Raw genomic sequence first — 23,561 nt, 5'->3', positions numbered from 1 at the left:
GATGGAATACACCCACTCAAGTATTTTCCATGAAAACCCCTCGACCCTCCCAGCGTCTGGAAACACTCAGCGAACTCAGAAATCTCAAGATGGCCAGGTCTGCCCATGCTTATGTCCGGGGCAGTACCGTTCAATTCTACGAATGGCTGCACAGCCAGCCCGGCAGGCGTTTGCCACGGGGGCCGGCGGTGTGGATCTGTGGCGATTGCCACGCCGGGAATCTGGGGCCGACGGGGGATTCGAAGGGCCGGATCGATATTCACATTCGTGACCTCGATCAGACGGTCATCGGCAACCCGGCGCATGACCTCGTGCGGCTCGCGTTATCCCTGGCGACGGCTGCCAGAGGCTCGGATCTGCCAGGTGTAACCACCGCCAGAATGCTCGAAGGCATGATGCGTGGTTACGAAAGCGCCTTTGAAGGCAACGTCGATGAAGACCCGACGCGCCCGCCTCAGGTCAAGGCCAGCATGCGCAGCGCCGTGCGGCGCACCTGGAAACACCTGGCCTATGAGCGTATCGAAAACACCAAACCTTCCATTCCTCTGGGCAAGCACTTCTGGTCACTTTCGCGAGCGGAACGCGCCGCGCTGAAAACGCTGTGCGCGACCGATGATGTCCATACGCTGGTGACGTCGCTCAAGGGCAGGTCGAAGGACGACAGGGTCCAATTGCTCGACTCCGCCTATTGGGTCAAAGGTTGCAGTTCGCTGGGACTGAAACGCTATGCGCTGTTGCTGGGTGTGGGGGCCGGAGACGATCAGGAGTTTTGCCTGCTCGATCTCAAGCAAGCCGTCGCCGCTGCAGCGCCACGTGTGCCGAAAGTCTCCATGCCGCGTGACAATGGCCGGCGGGTGGTGGAAGGGGCCCGACATCTCTCACCCGGTCTGGGCAATCGAATGATTGCAACACGCGTCCTGGACGAGGGTTTTTTCCTGCGCGAACTGCTGCCTCAAGACATGAAGCTGGAGTTGAACCAATTGAGCCAGTCTGAAGCGTTGCTTGCCGCCGCTTATCTGGCCAACGTCGTCGGCCTTGCTCATGCGCGGCAAATGGACCTTGCGACGCGAGCGGCCTGGATCCGCGACCTGAACAGTTGCCACACCAAGACGCTGGATGCACCGTCGTGGCTTTGGTCCAGTGTCGTGCAATTGGTGGGGCAGCATGAGCGCGGTTATCTGGAACATTGTCGTTTGTACGCGCTGCACCATTGAGGGACTCTCAAACACCATCCCTGAGTAACTTGCCGAACGTTTCCAGTTCGCCTTTTTCAACATCGGACACCAGCACGAAACGCATGTGGCCAGCCTGCCATGAAACCACGTTGAAACCGCGAATCGTCTGGCTCTGCGACGGTTTGTCGGCCTCGGTCGTCGGCAGGATAAACACATTGATGATGTGTTTGGCCCGGCCGTAACTCAGGGCGGCGGTGGTCTGGTGTTGCAGGTAATCGAGCCGCCCGCCGAGCAATGGAAAACCCTGTGCTGAGTAGTCGACGACGGGGGGCGAGAAGTCGAGTTTGCCGGTGAACCAGGGTTTTACCGTGTGGCGGTCGGAAGACACCACATCGTTCAGGTGCTGGCCCATCAACGAGCGCACATGGCTGGAGACGGCTTCATCCATCAACGGTTGTTCACTGCCGGGTGTTGCCACGTAAAGCACCATCGCCAGGGCCAGGGCCGCTGCGGAAAATGCCGGGGCGAACCATTTTCGCCAGCGTTCGAACGGGCTCGGCGAAGCCGGCGCAACGGCGGCAAACACGCTGGCCGTCAGTGATTCTGGTGCTGCGTAATAGGGCGCGTGGCGCTTTACGCTGATCTTCAGTACTTTCGCCTCGGCATGCAGTCGCGAACACTCGGCGCAGCTGATCAGATGCGCAGCCACTTGCGCAGCCGCCGCCGGATCAAGTTCCTGATCCAGAAAACCGTGCAGTTGCGTGCGGCAAATCGCGCAATCGAGTTCATTCATGATCGTGCCACTTCAGTAATTCGAGCTTGAGCATCGCACGGGCCCGGGCCAGCCTCGACATGACGGTGCCGATGGGAATATCGACCACCAGGGCAATGTCCTTGTAGGGCAAGTCTTCCAGGTCCTTGAGCACAATGACCTCACGAAACGCCGGCGGCAAGGCGCTCAGTGCCTGCTGGATCAATGCTGCGTTTTCCGTGTGAATGGCCAGCAGTTCCGGCGTGTGGTTGTGGCTCAATGCGCCTTCGTTGTGACTGGTTTCGTCGTCGATAGGCACCCAGTGGCGCCCGGCCGAAGCCTTGAGCCAGGTGTAGCTTTCGTTGCGCACGATGGTCAGGAACCAGGCCTTGGCGTTGCCATCGGCAAATCGCTGCAGAAACCTGAAGGCGCGCAAGGCGCTTTCCTGCACGACATCCCGTGCGGCGGCGTCGTTGCCCGTGATCCAGCGCGCGAGGTTGTAAGCCGCGTCCAGGTGCGGCGCAATCAGTTCCTCGAATCGATTCATAGTGGCTTCCGCACCGTCACACCCCTATAACCGTGATGCGTCGTGTTTTATTCCCTGAAAAGAATTTGTTTTGCGGCGTGGAATAAACGCCCGGACCGCAAAGTTCTCTCTGGTGTCAGCTACATCACTGTAGTCCGCCAGCGAGGACCTACCGATGGACAATCAAGCAAAACATCCACTGCGCACCGACGGCTTGCTGAGCAACCCGGACCGGCGAACGCTGCTCAAATGCTCGGCGTGGGCCGGGGCCGGGGTCCTCTGGGCCCTGAGCGGCGGCATTCCGAGAGCCTTTGCGATGGATGAGGCGGGCAACGTCAGCGATCCCAAGGCGTTGGCCAGCACTTTCCATTTCGTGCAGATCAGCGACTCGCACATCGGCTTCAACAAGGAAGCCAATCCGGAGCCGGTGAAAACCCTGCAAGTGGCGATCGACAAGGTCATTGCGCTGCCGAAACGGCCGTCGCTGATCCTGCACACCGGCGACATCACCCACCTGTCCAAGGCCGAGGAATTCGACACGGCGGCGCAAGTGCTCAAAGGCTTGCCGTCCACGGTGCATTACATCCCCGGTGAACACGACACCCTCGACGAGGGTGGCGGCAAGCTCTATCTCGAACGGTACGGCAAAGGCACCAAAGGCAATGGCTGGTACAGCTTCGATGATCACGGCGTGCATTTCATCGCGCTGGTCAATGTCTTCAACTTCCAGGCCGGACATGAAGCCAACCTCGGCGCCGATCAACTGGCGTGGCTGGCCGATGATCTGCGGGCAGTCTCGACCAGCACGCCCATCGTGGTGTTCACCCACATTCCGTTGTGGACGATCTATCAGCCCTGGGGTTGGGGCACCGAGGATGGCGATCAAGCGATTGCGATGCTGCGCAAGTACGGCTCGGTGACGGTGCTGAACGGGCATATCCATCAGGTGATCCAGAAGGTCGAAGGCAATATCACCTTCCATACCGCCCGTGGCACGGCTTATCCGCAACCGGCGCCGGGCGCGGCTCCGTCGCCGGGACCGATGACCGTGGCGGCCGATCAGTTGCGCAATTATCTGGGGATCACCGAAGTGCGCGCGACACAGGGCGATCATCCGTTGGCGCTGATCGATTCGACACTGGTCTAGGGGAGGGCGACTCAATGAAAGCGCGTCTGTTGGCAGTGCTGTGCCTGTTTTTGTCGATGCCGGTCTTGGCACAGGAAGTTAAGGTCGACATCAAGGAATTCATGTTCGGCCCCAAGGATCTGACCGTAGCGGTGGGCACCAAGGTGACGTGGGTCAATGACGACCAGATCCCGCACACCGTGGCCGAAACCCACAAGGTGTTCCGCTCGGGGGCGCTGGACACCAATGACAGTTTTTCCTGGGTGTTCAATACCCCGGGCGAGTTCGAGTATTTCTGCGTGCTGCATCCGCAGATGATCGGCAAAATTGTGGTGACTCAGTAAACAGAGGGCGCGGCTTCGATGAGGCCGCGCCCTTTTTCTGTTTTCAGAGCTGCACCCGACGCAGCCTGCCGCTCAACGCTACCACCTTGTTATCCGGCGTGGGCAAGGGTCGCCCGGTTAACCCCATGCCTTCGCTCACCAGTACCGCATCCTGTACCAGACACAGGTTGGACGGGGTATCCAGATCACGGGCGAGCACGGTCACTTCGCCGGTTTGCAGATTGCAGCTCAACAGTCGCCCGCTGAACCGGGTGAAGCCGCCATGCAGGGTTTCGCCATTCCAGTCAGGCGGCAACGGTTGTTGCAGACGGCTGCAAAGCTCCAGCACCAACACATTTCCTTGCGGACACAGTGCCAGCCCGGTGGGCAGTTGCAGGCCGCGAATCAGCACTTCGATCCGCCCGGTGTCGGGCCAGACCCGGATCACCTGGCCGGCCTGATCATCAAAGTCGATGCCTTTGCGGGCCGGGTCGCTTTGCAGCTCCCCGGAGAACAGGCTGATCAGCACCGCGTCTGTCGTCGGTTCGTACACCAGTGTGACGGGGACGGCTTCCTGTCCCATGTCCAGATCGGGCAATTCGACCAATACCTGTTCATCCTCGCCGCTGCTGAATTCCACCAGTTGGTTGGTATCGGGTTTGACCGCCAGCCAACTGCGGCGGGTCGGGTGATAACACAGCGCATTCAGATTGCCCCGGCTGTGAAACACCGCCTCCGGCGGGGTGTATTGCAGGTCCAGCAGTTTCGAGCCCGCGACATAGTCGGTCTGACTGACCAGACAGCGCCCGTTACCGCAGGCGATGTCCGACAGCCCCATGATTTCGTCGCGCAACATGCGGGCCTGCATGTTCATCGAGCGAAAGCCTTGCGCCAGTGTTTCCCGGGCAAGCCAGGCGCCGGGGTGGAGCGGGTCGGGTTGCAGGCGGCTGATGCGGCCGCTGAACGTCTGGTCCGGCAGGCCTGAACCGGCTTCGACCAGCAGCAAGCTGCCGTCTGCCTGCAGGCAGGCGCCACGCGGGTTCAGCAGGCCTTCGGCGATGATGGTGCTCGGGCGCAGCGTCTCGCGGGGGCGCGCAGGAATATGAACAGTCATAGGTTTTTCTCCATGGGCTGAGGGGCGCGATTACTGCGGCGGCTGCCACGGCTCGCCCGTGAGATAGGCCCGCAACAGCGCCCGCTGGCAGGACGACATCGACCTCACTACAGGCATGAACAGCGTGGTGCCCTTGTAGGCATCCGAGGTTCGGGCGAGGATCGGGTTCTTCGCGCCCATGATCGCGTCCGGCTGATTCAGCGGGATGTAGCGGGACATGGCCGGGAAGGCCAGATAGTGAAAACGCAGGACGTTCGGGTACATCTGTTCCCAGGTGATGGTGGTGCCCCTGGGAATGCCGAAGTCGGTCTCGGCGTATTTGCGGAAGTTGGTGAAATAGGTGCCGCTGTCCTGACCATTGACGGTGTAGGTCAGGGCGACGAAACCGGCGAGGGGCGCCGCTGCGGGTTTTACGTTGACGGAGAACGTGACGGACAACTGACCGGGGCTCACCGTCAGGGCCGGAGGGAAATAAAGGAAGTCGCAGTAGCGCTGTTGCGTGTAATACGGCCCCGAAGGCCCGGCGGTGAGATCGATTTCAGTCGTGCTGGTCACCGCAGCCCCCAGATACCGGACCTGCAGCGTAATCGACAGGCCCTGCGGGTAGTCCTCGGTATAGACGCTGCGTTGATCCGCGTAGATCCGATAGACAGACTCCGTGGCCTGCAACGTAGTCCCGGCGATCGAGCCGGGGGCGCTGATGCCCAGCGGCGAGGATCTGACCGCCGACTGCTGGGCTGTATTGAGCGGCAGATCGACAATGCCGCCATACACGTAATAGTCGAACAGGGGACTGCTGGTCGGATCGAGTGTGCCCAGGGTGGTCTCGCCGGCTGCCAGCGTGACAGTGCCGTAATTGCCGTTAGGCCCGATAGGGCTGGTGATGTCATCCCTGACGGCCCGGAACGTCTGTTTCGGAATGATATTGACCATGTCGACGCTCAGCATTGCCGGGTTGCTCAGGTCGGCATAACCGGTGCCGCCCGTGCCCTGATTGACGATTTGACGGCCCGCCTGACAGTCCAGCGGCTCATTGGCGAACGCCGGCGCCAATGTACCGATGACCCGGCCGATGCTCGGGTTCGGGGTGTCTCTGCCGGCGGCATAATCGGCTTGCAATTGGGGCGTGGTCATCGTCGGGCACATTTCGAACATCACGAAACGCAGGACGATACCGGTGGCGCCGGGCGCCTGGATGATTGATCGCAAACCGGCGCTGTTCTGGTTCCAGCTGACAATGCTGCTCAACGGGAAGGTCAGCTGGAAGGTGCCGCTGATACGGCAGGAACCGGGTGCATCCAGCTCCTTCGGCGTTGGCTGCAGCACCCGCTTGCCGAGATCCAGGCTGCTGCAGACTGCATTGTCGTGAATCAGCAACTGGATGTTGCTGCTGCCACCGATTTGCAGGCCACCGACAAATATCTGGGTGGTGGTGGTCGAGGTGGGGTCGAGGTCCACCATCATCGGGCCTGAAACCGGCTTCTGTCCGGTCATCGGGTCCACGGAGCCCAGCAGATAGACCGGCTGGCCCACCATATCCCCGGTGGTACTGACGCTGCCCGGGCTGCCCTGAGAACTGATCAGCGCATTCTGCATGTCGACGACATGTTGCCCGTAATGATTCCAGCCACCGGCGGTGTAGTAGTCGCCAGTAGGCGCATTGATCATGCTGTTCAACTGATTGTCGGTATAAGACCGGGCCCCCGATGCCAGGGTCGAAGTGGTCAGGTCAAAGATCGGCCAGTTGTCATCGCCGTCATAAGGAATGGTCGGTGAGTTGTTCGGCAGGCTGACATCCGTGCGGATGCCTCCCCAGAAATTCAGTCGCGGGCCGTTGAGGATGCTCATGATTTATTTCCCGTCCTTGATGGTTTTGCCGAGCGGCGAATTGGCGAATTTGAACAGGTAGGAGTAATCGGATTTGAAAGGGCTCTTGACCGGCGTCGCCATGGAATGGCAGTTCATGCAGCTGCTGTTGGGCTGGATGTAGCTTTCCATCGTCACGTTGGCCGAGAGTGCGGGCGTCGGCTGGCCCAGCGGGTTGCCGGGGTTGTCAGGCATCAGCGGGCGCTGGGTGGTGATGAGCTGGTAGTACTTCAACACGCTGTTTTGCAGCCCCGGATCGGCCTGGTAACTGGCGTTGATCTGGTTGGTGATGTCGGCGATCGGCGTGACCCGGTTCAGCGGGTTCGGGGTCTGGAACGTGGTGCCGGGTTTGGGCACGCAAACCTGATGCGGGCCCTGGGTCTGCCAGTCACACGGTGACTGGTTGAGGGACGCGGCGGGCGCGGCGGCGTTGAAATAGGAATAGGCCGTGCCCGCGACCGGCTGATCGACCCATTGGCCGTTCACCAATGCCTTGGGCGGAACGTTGTCGACCTGTTCGAACGTCGACCAGATCCACTGCGGATAACCGTTGGCCTTGGTGATGATGTGCAAGCCCACTAGCCCCAGAAACGCTTCGGTGACACCGTTCTTCCGGCCCTGCTCATCGAAGGTCGCCACCCGGGCAAGCATGGTCAGGTAACGGCTGGCGTTGTCGTGGGGAGTGAGGATGCGCCAGCTCGACTTGATCTCGATGACGCCCCACGGAAACGTGATGTTGTTGGCTTTGGAGACGACATCGGCGTTGTAGAAATTGTTGTTAACGATGTAGTTGTATGAAGTCTCGTTGGCCGAAATGTCGTAGTAGGTCGGGTTTTTCGCCTGATCGATCAACCAGCCACCGACCGCTTGGTCGACAGCGTTCACCTGAGCGCTGTTTTTCAAAGAGGCGATGTTGATGATGTTGAAGCTCTTGGCAATTTGCGGGGAATTCCACGGCCCGGGATTGGCAGCGTTCGGCAGAAAGATTTCCCCCACCGTCTTGTAGGTCTGCCAGACGGTGTAGCCGGCCGCACCGGGCTGTTTGGTGCAGTCGGGATTGCCGCGCTGCCCGCTCTTTGCCGGCCAGCTCAGGGCAATGAACATCTGCCAGCTGTATTGATCGAACTGATCCTGACCGGCCGTGGCGGCCGGTGCGGTGCTCGGCGGCTGGCAGTTCAACTGGCTGGCCTGCACCGATGGCATGGCTTGTTCCCTGGCCAGCACCGGCAGGCTGGCCAGACCCAGCAACATCACGGAAAAACAGAGTGTGGTTTTCATGGCGATCCTTCGTCGTTAATCACGGTTTACGCTGCATGAGCTTGTTCCATTGCGCCTTCTGGCCATTGCTCTGCGAAGCCGGCGGCTCGAACAACTGGCAGGGCGGCGGATTCGACGGGCACATGGCGGCGACCTGCGCCCAGGTCTGTTTCGGGTCCGGTTTGGCGATGCGGAAGTCGGTGTAGTTCTGGCTGACAATCGGCGCGTTGGCGACGCTGGTATCGCCGGAAAAGAAGAACGACTGCGGCGGCCGGTAGGGCGGTTGCCCCGACATTTTTTTGTAGAAGGCATAGCCGAACAGGATCGGTCCTTGCGGCGAGTCGAGATCCAGGGCGTAGGCCTGCACGCTGCCATCGAGGTTTTTGCTGCGCTCGGCGCTGTAGGGCAGGTGTTCGATGAAGTCCTGCCGCGGCGGATGATTCATCGGGGAAAACATGCAGCAGGCCGGCATGTCTTTCGGACGATCCTGCGGATAGGTCAGGAAGTACGCCTTGTTGCCCAGGGACACGAACGAGCAGGTGTAGTTGTTGTTCTTGATCGGGAAGATCGGCAGGCAGTATTTCTCGTAGTGCTCCATCATCGCGCCGAAACCGTCGCCGTCCGGCGGGATGTAGGTGGTGTCGTAGTAGCTGGTCCCGCGAGAGACGGTGTAGTCCGCAGGCTTCAGGGTTGTTGGTGGGTTGCTGTAGGGCGGCGGGTTGTTTTCATAGTTGTGCATCACCCGGTACATGGTCCAGTTACTGATCCAGAACGCCGGGAAGAACGGGTCGGAAGGCTCACCCGGATTGCGTTTGGCGATGCAGTTGCCGTTCTGTTCATTGCACCCCAGCGTGTTGTGTACGCCATTGGTGAAGTAGACGGCGCCGCTGTCCTGGGCGAATGCAGGCGGGCAGAACAACAGGATCAACAGCAACAGACGGTTCAAGAGGCTGACGTTCATGGGTCACTCCCTGGCAAGGCGCACTGCGGGCGCGAGGCCCGCAGTGGCTCATCTTTCCGGATGGATCAGAGGTCGTCGTAATCGCTCATCTTGAGTTGCATGGGCGGGAAGTTGCGCTTGACCAGTTTCTGCGCCCACAACTCCAGCACGGCGCGACGGCTTTGCGACAGGTCGCGGGTGATGGGCATCGCGAGGGTGCTTTCTTCCTGGTACTCCTTGCTGATCAGCCGGATCAACTGATCGACGGCGCCTTCCACCCGCGTGCGAGAGTTGAGCGGCATGAACTTGTTCATGATCGGGTACAGGTAATAGAACGTCTTCAGGACCCGTGGGTAGATGAAGTCATCCCAGATCGCTTCGGGCGCATTCTTGTTCTTGTAGATCTCGTTCCAGTAGTTGACGAAGTCCTGTTGCAGCTGCATGTCCAGAGGCAGGACGCGAAGGGGGGCGAGGAAGTCGATCTGGGCGTCCGTGAATGCGAAGCTGAAAGGGATGTCCGGGTCGCTGGCGCCTTCCTTGACGATGAAGCGCAGCGTAGGGAAACCCGGGGCCACAGCCTTGAAACTCACCTGGGCGATGCCGTCGCCGTTGGTGGTGGTGGCGACGTAGGAGTAGTCCACCGTCTGATCATTATCCAGCGTTCCGTGGGCGTAGACGCCGGCGTCGAATTCCAGGCAAGGAGTCAGGGGGACCGTGATCGGTTTACTTGAGCCATTCATGAATGACTGATAACTGACCTCAACGCCCACCGGTTTGTCTTTGGTTTCCAGATTGACCAGTCGACGACCGCTGCCGGTGGCCAGGTAGTTCGCTACAGGCGCCGTGCCCTTGAACTGTGGGAGGTTGGCGGTGTTTTTGTTGCGGTCTGCGTTGTCGTAGAACAGCGTGAAGTCGGGGTTATTCGAGAACGTAAGGTAGTAGTCGCTGGTGGTCACGTTGTAAGGGTTGCCGTATTCCACCACCCAGAGTGTGGTGTTGGCGGCCGGTTGACCATTTTTCTGCACCATGATGTTCAGCGTCTTGCGGTCGTTCACGTCGACGAAGGTGCCGCTTTCTACCACCTCGGCGGTCCAGACTTGCTGGGTGGCGGCTTTCACTGGGCCTGATGAAGTCTGTTGCTGCAACTCCAGCGGGCCGGATTGCAAGGTGGTCGCTTGTGTGGTGCTGAGGGGGATGTCCAGCAGGCCCGAACGTTTGTCGAAAGCCGACTGTCGATACTGCTCGAAACCGATGTCGACCACCGGCACGAAATTCCCGTTCTGCGATACGCCCAGCTTGAAGTCGCCGGCCTGGAACTTCTCGGCCGTCAGGACATCGGCGTTCTTGTCCAGCGGATAGAACGGGAACGTGTTGGCCAGATCCAGCGACAGCGTGTTGTTGGTGATCTGCGCCGAGGTCACACCCAGATTGGTGCTGGTCGGCTCAGACATGCCAGGGCGAGTGACCATGATCTTCTGGTCGGTGACCAGGCGCGGGCCGGCGGGCGCCGTGGGGTATTCGTGGTCGAACCACAGACCCAGGGTCGCGACGGTACGGTTGTAGGCGGGGTTGAAGAAAATACCGGAAACGTTGTCCAGCCCCTTTTGATACATCGCCGTCAAACGGGCCTGCGCCGCTGGGCCATTGTCGCGGGTGTCGACGTACGGGAAGTCGTTGAACACACCGTTCCTGTCGTAACAGGTGAGGTACGTGGCGAACCTGAACATCAGGCCCTGAGCGTTTTGCGCCTCCATCTGTTGCTGAAGATTGCTCAGCAGGACGGAATCGCCGATGACCCATTCCAGATTGTCCCGGGGAAAGCAGGTCTGCCAGGTGGTGGTGACATACACCAGACCACGGAAGTCGCCGGCCCAATTGAACGTCAGGAAGCGGTCGAGCATCCGGTATTGCCGGTTCAGGGTCAGGCCACAGGTGGCATCTCCCAGCTGCAACTTGTCGAAGTACAGTGCCGTGAAGGTGTTCTGCCACGGGCTGATATCGACGAAGCGGGCGGCCGTCGGGCTCTGACTGCCAAAGGGATTGCCGAGCAACTGGAAGTCCCTGCCGACCAGCGCGTCCTGAGCAATGTAGGTGTTGGCCTGCAACTCGCCGCCAATAATGGTCGAGCGGGTACTCTGGTAACTCACCGTCCCGCAGGCGTTGTCGCCAAACAGGTCCCATTCGGCGGGGATGAACGGGAAGGTGTTCGGGCCTCCGTTGCCCGGAACCTGCTGCACATAGGGCGGCAGATCATTCTGCTGCACGGGTGAAATGATCCAGGGCATCAGGGTGGTGGGAGCGTTCTCCTGGGTGATGTCGTAGTAGCGGGTAAACGGCCAGTTGATATCCATCTTCACCGCGTCATACAGCGGCAGCACATCATTGTTGTTGGCCGTCGGCGGGTTCCAGAACATATGGCCGTTGAGGTAGATCCGGGGGAAGTTCAATACGCTCATGTCGTGCTCCTTAGCGTTGCCACTGGGCGCGCTTCAGCGACCAGACAAAGTCCAGTTTTTTGTAGCCTTCGAAGTCGGAGGCCGGCAGCGGAGTGGTCGGGTAGACGATGCCGCCATCCTGTTTCATGGCGAAGTTGTAGTAGCCCTTGTCGTTCGAGTAGGCCGCTGTGCCGTGGCAGGCCAGACAGGACGAGGTGTTCTGGAACGCCGACTCCAGTTGCGAGTTGGCCAGCACCTGAGTGACGGGCTGGAACTCGACCCCGATCAGTTCGTACTTCGACAGCGTCGGGTTGCTCGCCTGGAAGCTGACGTTCACCGGTTTGGCGGCCGGGGTCGGCCCGGTGGTGTTGGTCATCGGCGTCGGCGTGGGGGCGTTGGTCACCGTGTATTTGCTGTTGTTGACGTTTTCGAAGGTGGTCCAGACCCAGTTGGCGTCCAGCTTGTTGACCACATGCAGCCCGCTCAACGCTGCATAGCCGACCTGATAGGTGCCGTCATCCTGCTCGTAATAAGCCTGGCCAATGTAGTAACCGTCGTTGGTCAGGGTTTGCCGGTAGGTGGTGTCCGAGCCGATCCACAGCCACGCCGCCTTCAACTCCCACGCGGTGGCCGGGAAGTTGAGGTTGTCCGGCAGCGCGGCCTGACCGTTCATGTTGTAGACCTGACGCTGCACGATGTAATCGAAGGTGTCCTGACCCATCAGCAGTTGAAAACGCACCGGATTGCCTTTCTGAGAAGCAGGCACGGCGCCGCCCATGTGCAGCGCCAGGCCGTCGACCTGTTGCGTGGCATTGATGTTGTGGAAGGTCCGGTTCAGGTCCATCCCCAGCGTACGGGCCTGTGTCAGCACCTCGGTCGGAGGCGGCACGGGACTGGCGTAGGCGCCGGGCGCCGCGCCATCGGGCAGGTAGACCTGGTCCGAAGGCTTCATGGTTTCCCACACCCGGTTGCTGGCCTGGGTGGGGCTGAACTGGTTCAGACAGACGAACCAGTTCCAGGCCATGGTTTCGGGACTCTGCTGGAACGCCGCCCGGGTCTTGGCGATGTCGGTTCCAAACTTGAGGAATTGATTGCAATCGAAACTGTTGGTGTCCTGTGCCTGAGCCAAACCGGCCAGTGCACTGAGAACGGTTAAAGAAATGGCTCGCCGCATGGAAGCTCCTTGGCATTGGCCGAGTGGTGGTAGAGGTGCCCCAGAAAATGCTGAAGGAGCAGTTGTTTCACCGCCGTAGCCGCCAGGGTTTGCGGCAGCGGCAGATCGCAATTGGTGATGAGCAGCGGGCCGGTTTCCTCACGCTCGGGCAGGCGGCCGTGACTGCCACGGACCAGTGCGGTGTCCAGTGGAATCAGGTCCATGTAGTAGCGGAAACCGAGTTTTTTCTGCAGCAGGCGGCGCGCGACTCGCAGTTTCGGAAAGCGAATGGCCGGGTCGATGAACAGCTCCAGCGGGTCGTAGCCCGGCTTGCGGTGGATGTCCACGGTGCGGGCAAAGTCGGGGGCCTTGCGATCGTCGAACCAGTAGTAGTAATCGAACCAGTACCCCGCTGCGGCCACGGCTACCAGCTCGCCGCTGCGCGGGTGATCCAGCGCAAAGGCCCGTTGCTCGGCCTTGTCCAGCACCTGCTCGATACCAGGCTGGCGTTGCAGCAACGCTTTGACGCGGGGTATGTCTTGAGCTTTTTTCACGTAGACATGGGCGATCTGGTGATCGGCCACGGCAAAGGCTGCACTGGCGCCGGGGTCGAGCAGTTCCCAGGTCAGCGACTGGCGTACTTCCAGCAAACCTTCCGAACGCAGGACGCGGTTGATGGACACCGATTGGCTGACCGCTTCGATCCCGTATTCCGACAGCAACATCACCGCCGCGCCCTGCGCCTCGGCAAAGGTCAGCAGCCGCCCGACTTCCTGGTCGATGGCCCGCACCTCATCGGCAATCGACGGATGCTCGGGCCCCACCCGCTGCAAGCTGTAGTCGAGGTGCGGCAGGTAGATCAATTGCAGGTCGGGCCGGTCGAGCTGGAATTCGGTGATGGCGCAATCGACGATCCAGCGGCTCGACGCAATGCCCGCCGCCGGCCCCCAGAACCCGGGAAAGGGAAACTCGCCGATCTGCCGTTCGATGGTTTCGTGCAACGAAGCCGGTGACGAATACAGGCCGAACATCTTGCGGCCATCGGCGGGGTAGTGAGGGCGTGGGGTGATGGCGGCGTCCACGTCGGCGTACATGTTGTACCACCAGAACAACTGGCTGCAGCGAAACCCGGGAATCTCGCGCTTGAGTGTTTCCCAGACCTTTTCCCCCTGGATCAACGCATTGGGCTGCAGCCAGAACTTCACTTCGGCCTGATCACGAAAGTACCAGCCGTTGCCGACGATGCCGTGTTCGGACGGCGGCCGCCCGGTGAGGATCGAAGCCTGCACCGACGAGGTGACAGCCGGGAACACCGGTTGCAGGCTGGCCATTTTTGCGGTTTTGAGCAGGGCATTGATGTTCGGGGTCGCGTCACCCAGCAACGCCGGCGTCAGCCCGACCACGTTGATCAGCAGCAGCGGTTGGCGCGTTTGTTCAGAAGGCATCGGCGTACGTCTCCTGCGCTTGTGGCTGCAACAGTTGCCGTTGGTGCAACTGCTCCTCGACCCATTTCAGTTCCGCCGCGATGCCCTGCAGCTGGGCGTGTTCGGTGGTCGGGCGCAACTGGGCGGGGAGGACGCCCCAGCTGTAGGTTTCCACCTCCAGCACAGGGCGAAACTCCCGATGGTCGGCGAGATAGTCGAAGGTCTGCGCCAGAGCGACCTGACTGCCGCTCAGCTCGGGCAACACCAGTTGTTCGCTGAACAGCGGGATATGGAAATGAATACGCAACTCGGCATAGCGATCTGGATGCTTTGCGCAATCGTCGAGGGCGGCGGGCAGGTCCGCCCAGGCCACCAAGCGGTCCTGCGCGTCCAGCGCCTTCACCTGATGCAGGTAGGTGGTTTCGCAAAAGTCGCTCAAGGTCTTGAGGACCCGTTCACGACGGCTGTCGTCCGGGGAGGGCAGGCGACAGACCAGAGCATTGGAAAGCTGGATCTTGCCGATGGGCACCCGTGCCTGACGCAGCCTGACCAGCGAGCGATAGCAGTCTTCGTACATCACGGCCTGGTGGCAGACGTCAAAGCACAGCGCCAGAAACTCATGGTGCGGATCGGTGGTTTGCCAGCGGCGGAAGAAGGCGATGGCCTGATCGGTGTTTTCCAGCACGCATTCCGGTTCCATCTCCAGACAGAACACGATTTTCTTGCCGGTCTCCCGGTGCAGCCTGGCCAGTGACGTCGTGAGCTCGCGCAATTGAAACTCGGCACGTTGCTGCAGCGTCGGGCTCCAGGTGGCGGCGTATCCCAGCGGCACGGTGGAAATCACCCCTTGATGACAGTCCGCCGGCAACGCCTGCGCGAGGATCTGCGCCAGTTCGAGGCTGTACGCCAGGCGCTTCGGCTCGGCCCAGCTCGGCAGGTACACGGCGGCTTTCACCGCTCCCTCATGAAATTGCCCGTAGGGAAAACCGTTGAGCGAGGTCAGTCGCAGTCCGCTGCGTTGCAGCAGATCGAGGAACTCCGCCCGCGCGGATTTTTGCTGTAACCCGGTGGCGGCGAGGGCGCTGATCCACAGACCACTGTCCTGTTGTTTCAGCCCGCGTTGTGCGCGCACGCCCTGAAAGTGCTGTTCGATGGAGGCCTTCAGCCTGGCAAGGTCATGGGTCGGGTGCACGTTGCTGCAATACCCGACCTGCGCGGCAGCCCAACCCATGCCGGTACTCATTTGATCACCGGCTCCTGCCCGCGCAGGGCAGAGTTGTCCTGCCATTGCCGACGCTGGTCGATGGGCAGCGGCGTGCTGATCAGGGTTTTGTCCAGTTGGCCGCTCTGGGCGAAAAAATCCACCGGGTTGTGGAACAGCACTTGTTCGACCTGGGCCTCGCTGAAACCCGCCGCCAACATGGCCTGACCGGTTTTCGGCACTTTGAGCGGATCGCTGATCCCCCAGTCGGCGGCGCTGTTGACCACCATTTTCTCGGTTCCATACTCCTGGAGCAGGGCGACCATGCGTTGTTCCGACATCTTGGTGTTGGGATAGATCGAGTGGCCGCGCCAGCAGTCGCTGTCCAGTACCAGCGGCAGCGTCAGTTCGTTGAGGTGATCGATGATTACCAGATTTTCATTGATCCCCACCTCGCGAATCACCGCCAGCGTGCGCTTGGTGCCGCCGATCTTGTCGCGGTGCGGGGTGTGCACCAGCACCGGCAGGTTGAATTGTCTGGCCAGTTCCAGCTGTGCGGCGAGAAAACGGTCTTCCTCGGGCGTGATGTCGTCGTAGCCGATTTCACCGACCGCCACCACGCCGTCCTTCACCAGATAGCGCGGCAGGATTTCCAACACTTCATTGGCCACCGACAAATCATTGGCCTCCTTGGGATTGAGGCCGATGGTGCAGAAGTGATGGATGCCGAACATGCTGGCGCGAAAGCGCTCCCAGCCCAGCAGGGTGTCGAAGTAATCGATGAAGCTGCCGACACTGGTCCGGGCCTGGCCTTGCCAGAACGCGGGTTCGATTACCCCGGTAATGCCGGCGGCGGCTATGTTCTGGTAGTCGTCGGTGGTACGGCTGACCATGTGAATGTGCGGATCGAAATACTTGGGCATGGTGAATCCTCGTCAAGGGAAAGGAGACGTTGGGTATCAGTTCAGGTGGGCGCGCCATTCCGGCGGCAAACGTTGCTGCTGGTTCAGCTCGACCAGTCGCTGACGTTGCGCCGGGGTGAGCCGGTCGAAGGCAATCGCCAGGGGCAAGCCGACGGTCACCGCCCGGTCAGCCGCGAGTTGCTCTTCCAGCAGGTCTAAGGCCAGTTGATTGAGGGTGAGACTGTGTCGCTGGCTCAGGCCGATCAGGCGTCGCACATCGAGCCCCATGCCCAGTGCTTTCAGCACCAGTTGGTGGAAGGCCCGTTCCGGGTAATGACGGTATGGGTAGAGAGTGTCGAGGGCGAGGGCGGCAAACACCTGGCTGTTGCTGGTGCGTCCGGCCTGCAACGCCAGTTCCACGCAGTGCCCATGGCTGTCGAGCCAGTCGAAGGCTTTGAGGGTGGCGATCTTTTCCTGATCGTCACCCCACAGAAAAAGCTGGCGCAGCAAGGACAATTGTCCGCCCTCGGAGGACTGTTCAAGGACCTGTGCCAGCAATAAGGCGCGCGCCAGCTGGATCAGATTCCAGTGGCTGTCGGGCAGTGCCCGGTCACGCAGATGACGTTTGCACTGGCCGCTCAGGAGCGATGCGGTATTGGCGTCCGGTTGCCTGGCCAGTTGTTCCTGTGCCTGACGCCACCAGTTCAATTCGCTGTCATCGAGTTGCCGGGCGAGGACCTGATGGTGTTCGGCAAGGCAATCGCGGCGCATGCCGAGGGCCGCCGTCGGCGGCGCGGTGACGTCCATGTTCATGTCGGTTTGATCCAGCGTTGAAAGTGTGGGAGCAGGAAAAACACCAGAACACACAGCAGGCTGCCCAACGGCTGGTTGGCCACTGCCATCACCAGCGCATCGAACAGTGGCAGCGCCGCGAGCCCGGCACCGATAAAGGCGCGGACCTTGCGCTGCTGCGGGTCGGCAAGATGCTGCCGGTAATGCCAGCCCAGCCAGCCGAGCCAGAGCAACAGCACCGGCCAGAACCACAGGCTGTCGGCGTAGATCGCCAACGCGAGCGGGCTCAACATCAAGAGCAAGGGCAGGCGGCTGAGCAACTGGTTGTTGTGCTCATTGCGCGCCAGGTAAGTCAGCCCGCTGATGTAGACGCCCAGCAAAATCGCGCAGAGCCAGATCGGCTCCGGCGGCACCGCCAGGCTGGCGGCTGCCGTGAGGTACAGCGCCGAGCGACAGGCGCCCATCAACCAGACGCTGTGGGCATATTTTTTGTGCAGCACGTTGTAGCCAATGATGCAGCCCACCAGCAGGGTGACACTGGCCAGCAGCCAATGCGGCTGGTCGATCAGTTGACTCAGGCCCAGCACCGACGCTGCCGCCAATGTCAGTAACAACACCGTGGCGAGGCGCACTTGCTGGCGACTGACCAGCCCCAGCGTGATGGGCCGAGGATTGTGGTGTTGCTGATCCCAGTCGGCATCCAGCAGATCGTTCAGCAACATGCCGGCCAGATACAGCAGCGACAGGGTGAACAGCAGCAGAATCCACACCAGCCACGAGGGCGGCGCCAGTGCACCCGCGCTGCTGGCCAGCAGCGCGGCGGCCAGGGTGTTGGTCCACACCGTGGGCAGGTTGGAGACTCGGCCGAGGGTCAGCCAGGTCTTGAGGCTTTGCGGAGTCTGGCTCATTTCGCGAAACCCTCGCTAAGTCCGAGTGCTGGAGCGTTGCGGGCGGACAGCTTCTGCAGCGCCCGCTCCATCCGCGTGTCGTCGATTTCATGCAGGCCCACCGACTGGCCGATTCCGCTGAGCATCGGGATCGAGAGTTGCCCGCCGAGGTGCTGGCGGAACTCTTCCAGCCCGAGCAACACCGGTGAGCGACCTTGCGCATCTTTGAGGGCCAGTTCCGGCGGGCACAGGTTGAAACCGAGTCGGGTCAACAGGCTCATCACCCGTTCACAGTCGATATCGCTCAACAGCCCGAGGGCATTGGCGTAGAGCCCGTCGAGGGCCATGCCCACCGCAACGGCTTCGCCATGGCGCAGGCGATGGTGGCTGAGGTTTTCCAGTTTGTGCGCGGCCCAGTGCCCGTAGTCCAGCGGCCGCCCATTGCCGCGTTCGAAAGGATCACCGGCGCCGGTGATGTGCGCCAGGTGCAGTTCGGCACAGCGGCGAATCGCGTAACGACTGGCCGGATGATCGAAGCGGGCGAGGGCGTCGGCCTGTTGCTCCATCCATTCGAAGAATGTCCGGTCCTTGATCAGCGCCACTTTCACCGCTTCGGCCAGCCCGGCGATCTGGTCGCGGCGGGTGAGGCTGGTCAGCAACTGGAAGTCATTGATCACGGCGGTGGCGGGGTAGAAGGCGCCGAGCAGGTTTTTCTGGCCGAAGGCGTTGATGCCGTTTTTCACGCCGATGCCGGCATCGTTCTGCGCCAGCACGGTACTCGGCACACGAATCAGGCGGATGCCGCGATGGAAGGTGGCGCAGGCGTAGCCCACGGAATCCAGCACCGCGCCACCGCCAAGGGCCAGTACGTAACAATGCCGGTCCAGCCCGTGTTTCAGCATGTCGGCGTAGAGCTGCTCCAACACCTGTGAATCCTTGCTCAGCTCTCCTGCCGGAACGGCAATCGGCGGTGCCTGCAAATGCAGGTCCGCTGCATGGGCAGCAACGTAGCCATCGATCTGTGCCAGCAGGTGCGGCGCGCTTTTCAGCAGTTGTTCATCGGCGAACACCATCACCGTCACCCGGCCGTTTTGCCGGGCGGTGAGTTGTTGATGCAGGCAGGGGTTGGAAGCGTCGAAGAGGTGATCGGTGAACACCACCGGATAGTCGTAACTGACCTCGAACCGCCCGTGCAGCACTTGGCCGGCGCTGTATTTGCGCAAGGCCTTGAACAGGCTGTAGCCGGCGATGAACAGCCCCGGCAACACCATGCTGGCGAGAATCGTCACCAGCAACGCGTTCTCCTCGACGAGGAATGTGCCGATGGCGCTGTAGGCCAGCGCCAGCCCGGCGTTGGCCAGGGTGGTCACCAGCAGGAATGCGCGCAGCGGATAACGCTGCATGCCCGCCGCTACCACCGAGGTTTCCGCCAGTACCGGCACCCCGCGCAGGCAGACCAACGACAGCGTGCCCAGTCGATAGGCCATTTGCCCGGGATTGCGTTGATGCAGGCCGAGACGACTGGACAGCATCCGGAAATAACCGGCACCCAGTGCGTAACCCAACCCGGCGCCCAGGCACAGGCCAATGAAGATCACCAGATAACCGCCGACACTGCCGAGCATGGCCACGGCCAGCAGCGCGACCACGCTGGAAGGCACGGGCAACACAACGTCCAGCGCCAACAGGGCGATCAGTAAAAGCGCCAGGTTGAGTTGTTGGGTGGGGGAACTCGGCAGGTACAGGTCGAGATGATTGAGGAAGTCCTGGATCTGCTGTTCGAACAACAGAAAGCTGGCAATCACCAGTACTGCAAAGCAAAACAGTGACAGCCAGAAATGTCCGGCCGACGCATTTTTCGAGAGCGCACGATACCAACGGCTGTGCTTCATCAAGCATCCCTCTTGATTGTGATGACTGAGTTCCGTTCAGCAACTAAAGCAGCGTCTTGTTTGTTTCAGAAGAATGAACGCTCCCGCCGGGAGGGCTGTTTTTATTATTCGATTGATAGCGCTTGCGAAGATATTCATGAACCTAGACGGTTGTCGTGGTTTTGCAAGTCGATTGGGAGATGGCGTTTTTCAGAGGGTGTTTAGTGGGTGAGAGAGTGTCGCAAGGGGTCGGGACTTGCCTGTAGGTATTTTCAGCTTATTCAACAAGTTGAGCGCTTTTGTTGAAGTGATTTAATTACTGTTTAAAGCGCAAGATGAGAAACAATTTCAACTGAGTTTATTAGCAAGCTACTTAGATGGTGGCTAAGTGGCATTATTTTTTGTTATTTGAGTTATTGCGGCTGGCTATAAGTGTTCTTGATAGTTGAGTGAATTGCTCGGTTAGTTGGCCTTTGAACTTGCAAGTTAGCCTTGAAAGAAAGATCCGGATGAAAGCCGATTCGTTCAAAACTTTCGACAACCTCCATTCGGACTAGGCAAGCCTGACGATTCTGCCGTGCACCGCCCGGACCAGACTCGCTACTCAAAGGGGCACCACTTCACGGGTGCTCCGCCAGACGAACAGAAGGCGCCGCGATGGAGTTTGCATTCAGCGACGAACAGGAAATGATCCGCGAATCCGCCGAAGGTTTTCTGGCGGATGTCTCGGATTCAGCCGCCGTGCGCGCGGCGATGGTCAGTGAACGGGGTTTCGACGAGGCGTTGTGGCAGCGTCTGTGCAGTGAAATGTACTGGCCGGCGATTCATATTCCCGAGGCCTATGGCGGGCTGGGACTCGGATTTGTCGAACTGGGAATATTACTGGAACAGATGGGCCGGCGTTTGCTGTGTTCTCCGTTCTTTGCAACGGCCTGCATGGCCACTCCGGCGTTGCTGCTGGCCGCTGACGATCAACAAAAGCAGCGCTGGTTGCCGTTGATTGCCGACGGCAGCGTCACCGCCGCGTTGGCATTCAGCAGCGCCAATGGCCGGGCCGCCGAAGACGTGCAGGCCACGGTGGTGCAGGAGGGCGACGGTTTTGTGCTCAATGGCACGCTCAATCATGTGCTCGACGGGCATGGCGCTGACCTGCTGATCATCGCCGCCCGGCTTCCGGGAACCGTTGGCAAGGCAGGCATCAGCCTGTTCGCCGTGGACGCCGATCACCCCGGAATCGAGCGGCAGATGCTGCCGACCATGGACCAGACCCGTCGTCAGGCCCGCATCCGGCTCAATGGCGCGTACCTCGACGGGCAATGTCTGCTCGGCGAATTCGGCGCGGGCTGGCCGCACCTTGAACACGTGCTGCAACTGGCCTGCATCGCCCTGGCTTGCGAACAGACCGGCGGCGCGCAACAAGTGCTGGATCTGAGCGTCGCCTACATGCAGGAACGCCAGCAGTTCGGCCGGCCGATCGCCAGTTTCCAGGCCCTCAAACACCGTGCCGCCGACATGATGCTGCAAGTGGAGTGCGCCCGTTCGGCCAGTTATTACGCGGCCTGCGTCGCCCAGAAAGTACTCGATCCCGAAGGCGATTCGCAGGTAGCCGCCGAGTTGCCGACAGCCTCCGCGCTGGCCAAGGCCCAGTGTTCGGAAACGTTCTTTCACTGCGCCTCGGAAGCCATTCAGTTGCACGGCGGGGTCGGCTTCACCTGGGAATACGACGTGCACCTGTATTTCAAACGCGCCCGCGCCAGCGAGAGTTTTCTCGGTCTGCCGGCCTGGCATCTGGAGCGTATCGCCGAGGCGATTCTGGGGGAGCAGCCATGAAAATCAGTTTCAGCGAACACGATGAACGCTTCCGTCAGGAAGTGGCCGACTGGTTGCGCATCAACCTCAGCGGTGAGTTCGAAGCCCTGCGTTTTCGCGGCGGCCCGGGTGACGAGCACATGTTCCCCGAGGAGCGCAAAGCCTGGGAGCGCAAGCTTGCCGAGGGCGGCTGGACCTGCGTGGGCTGGGCTCCGGAGCACGGCGGCCGAGGACTGTCGATCAGTCAGCAAGTGATCTTCCACGAGGAATACGCCCGCGCCGGCGGTCCCGGACGCATGGGGCATATCGGCGAAGGCCTGGCCGGCCCGACCATCGCCGCTTTCGGCAGTGCCGAACAGCAGCAGCGATTCTTGCCGGGCATCGTCAACGGCACGGCGTTCTGGTGCCAGGGCTATTCGGAACCGGGCGCAGGGTCAGACCTGGCCAACGTCAAGACCCGGGCCGTGCTCGATCAGGACAACGGCACTTGGGTCATCAATGGGCAGAAGGTCTGGACCTCGCTGGCCCACGAGTCGGACTGGTGTTTTGTGCTGGCCCGCACCGAGCCCGGCAGTGTCGGCCATCGCGGTCTGTCATTCCTGCTGGTGCCGATGGCGCAGGCCGAAATCACCGTGCGACCGATCGAGCAACTGACCGGCACGTCGGAATTCAACGAAGTGTTCTTCGACGACGCCCGCACCGACGCCGCCAACATCGTCGGCTTGCCGGGCGAAGGCTGGAAGATTGCCATGGCGCTGCTCGGTTTCGAGCGCGGGGTGTCGACCCTCGGCCAGCAGATGCAGTTTCACAATGAACTGAACGAGATCATCGGCATTGCCCGGGCCAATGGTGCCGCGCGCGATCCGGCCTTGCGTCAGCGTCTGGCCCAGGCCTGGAGCGGCCTGCGGATCATGCGCTACAACTCGCTGCGCATGCTGTCGGGGGCCCAGGACGGTTCGCTGCGCAAGGAGGCGACCATCTACAAGCTGTTCTGGTCCACCTGGCACGCCAATCTCGGCAAGTTGGCGATGGATGTGCTTGGCGCCGATGCCGAACTGCTCGAGGCCGCGCCGTATCAACTCACGCGCCTGCAATCGCTTTATCTGTTCAGCCGCGCCGACACCCTCTACGGCGGCAGCAACGAGATCCAGCGCAACATCATCGCCGAGCGCGCTTTGGGCATGCCCAAAGAGCCGCGCCTTCCTGTGTGATCAAGGAGTTTTCCATGTCTGTTCCTCACTATGTCGCCGGTCACGGTCTGTTGCGTGACAAGTCGGTGCTAATCACCGCAGCGGCCGGCGCCGGTATCGGTTTTTCCGCTGCGCTGCGAGCCGCCGAGGAAGGCTGTCGTGCCCTGATGATCAGCGACATCCATGAAGGTCGACTGGCCGAGGCAGTGCTGAAAATCCGCGAAGCCACCGGTCTGCAGCAGGTTTTCGGGCAGGTCTGCAACGTCGCCGACGAAGCCCAGGTGCAACAGCTCATAGCCTGCGCCGAGCGCGACCTCGAAGGTGTCGATGTGTTGATCAATAACGCTGGCCTTGGTGGCTCGGCGTTGCTGGTGGAGATGACCGATGAGCAATGGAACAGGGTTCTCGATGTGACGCTGACCGGCACCATGCGCATGACCCGGGCCATGCTGCCGAAGATGATGGAGCGCCGCGCCGGGGTCATCGTCAATAACGCATCCGTGCTCGGCTGGCGGGCGCAAAAAGAGCAGGCGCATTACGCGGCGGCCAAGGCCGGGGTCATGGCATTGACTCGTTGCGCAGCCGTCGAAGCTGCCGACTACGGAATCCGCATCAACGCGGTGAGCCCGAGCATTGCGCTGCACGATTTCCTGCGCAAATCCGCGCCGCAGGCCGTGCTCGAGCAACTGGCGGCCAACGAAGCCTTCGGCCGCGCCGCCGAGGTCTGGGAAGTGGCCAACGTGATGATGTTCCTGGCCAGCGACTACAGCTCCTACATGACCGGCGAAGTGTTGTCGGTCTCCAGCCAGAGGGCGTGAC

General features: G+C 61.0%; 20 protein-coding genes. 6 read left to right on the top strand and 14 right to left on the bottom strand.

Going from position 1 to position 23,561, the window contains the following annotated elements:
* Nucleotides 1–29 precede the first annotated feature (29 nt).
* Entirely contained in the window at nt 30–1,214 is a 1,185-nt protein-coding gene (locus M5B98_RS02590; RefSeq protein ID WP_248741711.1) for a DUF2252 family protein, read from the top strand.
* Nucleotides 1,215–1,221: 7 nt separating this feature from the next.
* Here M5B98_RS02590 and M5B98_RS02585 read toward each other — a convergent pair whose 3' ends face one another.
* The gene (locus M5B98_RS02585; RefSeq protein ID WP_248741710.1) at nt 1,222–1,968 is read right to left on the bottom strand and encodes an anti-sigma factor family protein; all 747 of its coding nucleotides are present in this window, start codon (nt 1,966–1,968) and stop codon (nt 1,222–1,224) included.
* On the bottom strand, nt 1,961–2,473 hold the full coding sequence (locus tag M5B98_RS02580; protein ID WP_248741709.1) for a sigma-70 family RNA polymerase sigma factor: 513 nt from the start codon (nt 2,471–2,473) through the stop codon (nt 1,961–1,963). The genes M5B98_RS02585 and M5B98_RS02580 overlap by 8 nt, the downstream gene beginning before the upstream one ends.
* Before the next feature lie 154 nt (nt 2,474–2,627).
* On the opposite strand from M5B98_RS02580, the gene M5B98_RS02575 reads away from it, so the two are divergent.
* Together M5B98_RS02575 and M5B98_RS02570 are read left to right on the top strand one after the other, a co-directional pair.
* Nucleotides 2,628–3,599, top strand: a complete 972-nt coding sequence (locus M5B98_RS02575; RefSeq protein WP_248741708.1) for a metallophosphoesterase family protein — start codon at nt 2,628–2,630, stop codon at nt 3,597–3,599.
* A gap of 14 nt (nt 3,600–3,613) precedes the next feature.
* Nucleotides 3,614–3,922 (top strand): cupredoxin family copper-binding protein, encoded by a 309-nt coding sequence (locus M5B98_RS02570; RefSeq protein ID WP_248741707.1) that lies wholly within the window; start codon nt 3,614–3,616, stop codon nt 3,920–3,922.
* A gap of 43 nt (nt 3,923–3,965) precedes the next feature.
* Here the strand turns inward: M5B98_RS02570 and M5B98_RS02565 are convergent, their stop codons facing one another.
* From M5B98_RS02565 to M5B98_RS02510, 12 genes are all read right to left on the bottom strand, one after another.
* The gene (locus M5B98_RS02565; RefSeq protein ID WP_248741706.1) at nt 3,966–5,015 is read right to left on the bottom strand and encodes a hypothetical protein; all 1,050 of its coding nucleotides are present in this window, start codon (nt 5,013–5,015) and stop codon (nt 3,966–3,968) included.
* 30 nt (nt 5,016–5,045) lie between these two features.
* Nucleotides 5,046–6,863: a hypothetical protein gene (locus tag M5B98_RS02560; RefSeq protein ID WP_248741705.1), complete on the bottom strand. Its 1,818-nt coding sequence runs from the start codon at nt 6,861–6,863 to the stop codon at nt 5,046–5,048.
* 3 nt (nt 6,864–6,866) lie between these two features.
* Entirely contained in the window at nt 6,867–8,159 is a 1,293-nt protein-coding gene (locus M5B98_RS02555) for a hypothetical protein (protein WP_248741704.1), read from the bottom strand.
* A 19-nt stretch (nt 8,160–8,178) separates the two neighbouring features.
* The gene (locus tag M5B98_RS02550; protein ID WP_119428163.1) at nt 8,179–9,099 is read right to left on the bottom strand and encodes a hypothetical protein; all 921 of its coding nucleotides are present in this window, start codon (nt 9,097–9,099) and stop codon (nt 8,179–8,181) included.
* 65 nt (nt 9,100–9,164) lie between these two features.
* Nucleotides 9,165–11,534 (bottom strand): hypothetical protein, encoded by a 2,370-nt coding sequence (locus M5B98_RS02545; RefSeq protein ID WP_248741703.1) that lies wholly within the window; start codon nt 11,532–11,534, stop codon nt 9,165–9,167.
* Nucleotides 11,535–11,544: 10 nt separating this feature from the next.
* Nucleotides 11,545–12,687, bottom strand: a complete 1,143-nt coding sequence (locus M5B98_RS02540) for a hypothetical protein (protein ID WP_119428161.1) — start codon at nt 12,685–12,687, stop codon at nt 11,545–11,547.
* Nucleotides 12,666–14,111, bottom strand: a complete 1,446-nt coding sequence (locus M5B98_RS02535; protein ID WP_248741702.1) for an alkaline phosphatase family protein — start codon at nt 14,109–14,111, stop codon at nt 12,666–12,668. The genes M5B98_RS02540 and M5B98_RS02535 overlap by 22 nt, the downstream gene beginning before the upstream one ends.
* Nucleotides 14,101–15,333, bottom strand: a complete 1,233-nt coding sequence (eboE, locus tag M5B98_RS02530; protein WP_248741701.1) for a metabolite traffic protein EboE — start codon at nt 15,331–15,333, stop codon at nt 14,101–14,103. Before eboE ends, M5B98_RS02535 begins: the two co-directional genes overlap by 11 nt.
* Nucleotides 15,330–16,214 (bottom strand): TatD family hydrolase, encoded by an 885-nt coding sequence (locus M5B98_RS02525; RefSeq protein ID WP_248741700.1) that lies wholly within the window; start codon nt 16,212–16,214, stop codon nt 15,330–15,332. The genes eboE and M5B98_RS02525 overlap by 4 nt, the downstream gene beginning before the upstream one ends.
* 36 nt (nt 16,215–16,250) lie before the next feature.
* A complete protein-coding gene (locus M5B98_RS02520) occupies nt 16,251–17,006 on the bottom strand; it encodes an EboA domain-containing protein (protein WP_248741699.1) in 756 nt (251 codons plus the stop codon).
* On the bottom strand, nt 17,003–17,893 hold the full coding sequence (locus tag M5B98_RS02515) for a UbiA family prenyltransferase (protein ID WP_248741698.1): 891 nt from the start codon (nt 17,891–17,893) through the stop codon (nt 17,003–17,005). Before M5B98_RS02515 ends, M5B98_RS02520 begins: the two co-directional genes overlap by 4 nt.
* Nucleotides 17,890–19,764, bottom strand: coding sequence for a 3-dehydroquinate synthase (locus M5B98_RS02510; protein ID WP_248741697.1), 1,875 nt, complete (start codon nt 19,762–19,764; stop codon nt 17,890–17,892). The genes M5B98_RS02515 and M5B98_RS02510 overlap by 4 nt, the downstream gene beginning before the upstream one ends.
* Before the next feature lie 636 nt (nt 19,765–20,400).
* On the opposite strand from M5B98_RS02510, the gene M5B98_RS02505 reads away from it, so the two are divergent.
* From M5B98_RS02505 to M5B98_RS02495, 3 genes are read left to right on the top strand one after another with little or no spacing between them, the layout of a single operon-like run.
* A complete protein-coding gene (locus M5B98_RS02505) occupies nt 20,401–21,573 on the top strand; it encodes an acyl-CoA dehydrogenase family protein (protein WP_248741696.1) in 1,173 nt (390 codons plus the stop codon).
* Complete coding sequence (locus tag M5B98_RS02500) at nt 21,570–22,763, top strand: acyl-CoA dehydrogenase family protein (protein WP_248741695.1); 1,194 nt, start codon at nt 21,570–21,572, stop codon at nt 22,761–22,763. Before M5B98_RS02505 ends, M5B98_RS02500 begins: the two co-directional genes overlap by 4 nt.
* A 14-nt stretch (nt 22,764–22,777) precedes the next feature.
* The gene (locus M5B98_RS02495) at nt 22,778–23,560 is read left to right on the top strand and encodes an SDR family oxidoreductase (RefSeq protein ID WP_248741694.1); all 783 of its coding nucleotides are present in this window, start codon (nt 22,778–22,780) and stop codon (nt 23,558–23,560) included.
* Nucleotide 23,561 lies beyond the last annotated feature (1 nt).

Source organism: Pseudomonas sp. MWU12-3088, assembly GCF_023242405.1.
Lineage (GTDB): Bacteria > Pseudomonadota > Gammaproteobacteria > Pseudomonadales > Pseudomonadaceae > Aquipseudomonas > Aquipseudomonas kribbensis.
The sequence above is the reverse complement of the archived record's forward strand: the minus strand, read 5'-3'. Positions and strand labels throughout refer to the sequence as shown.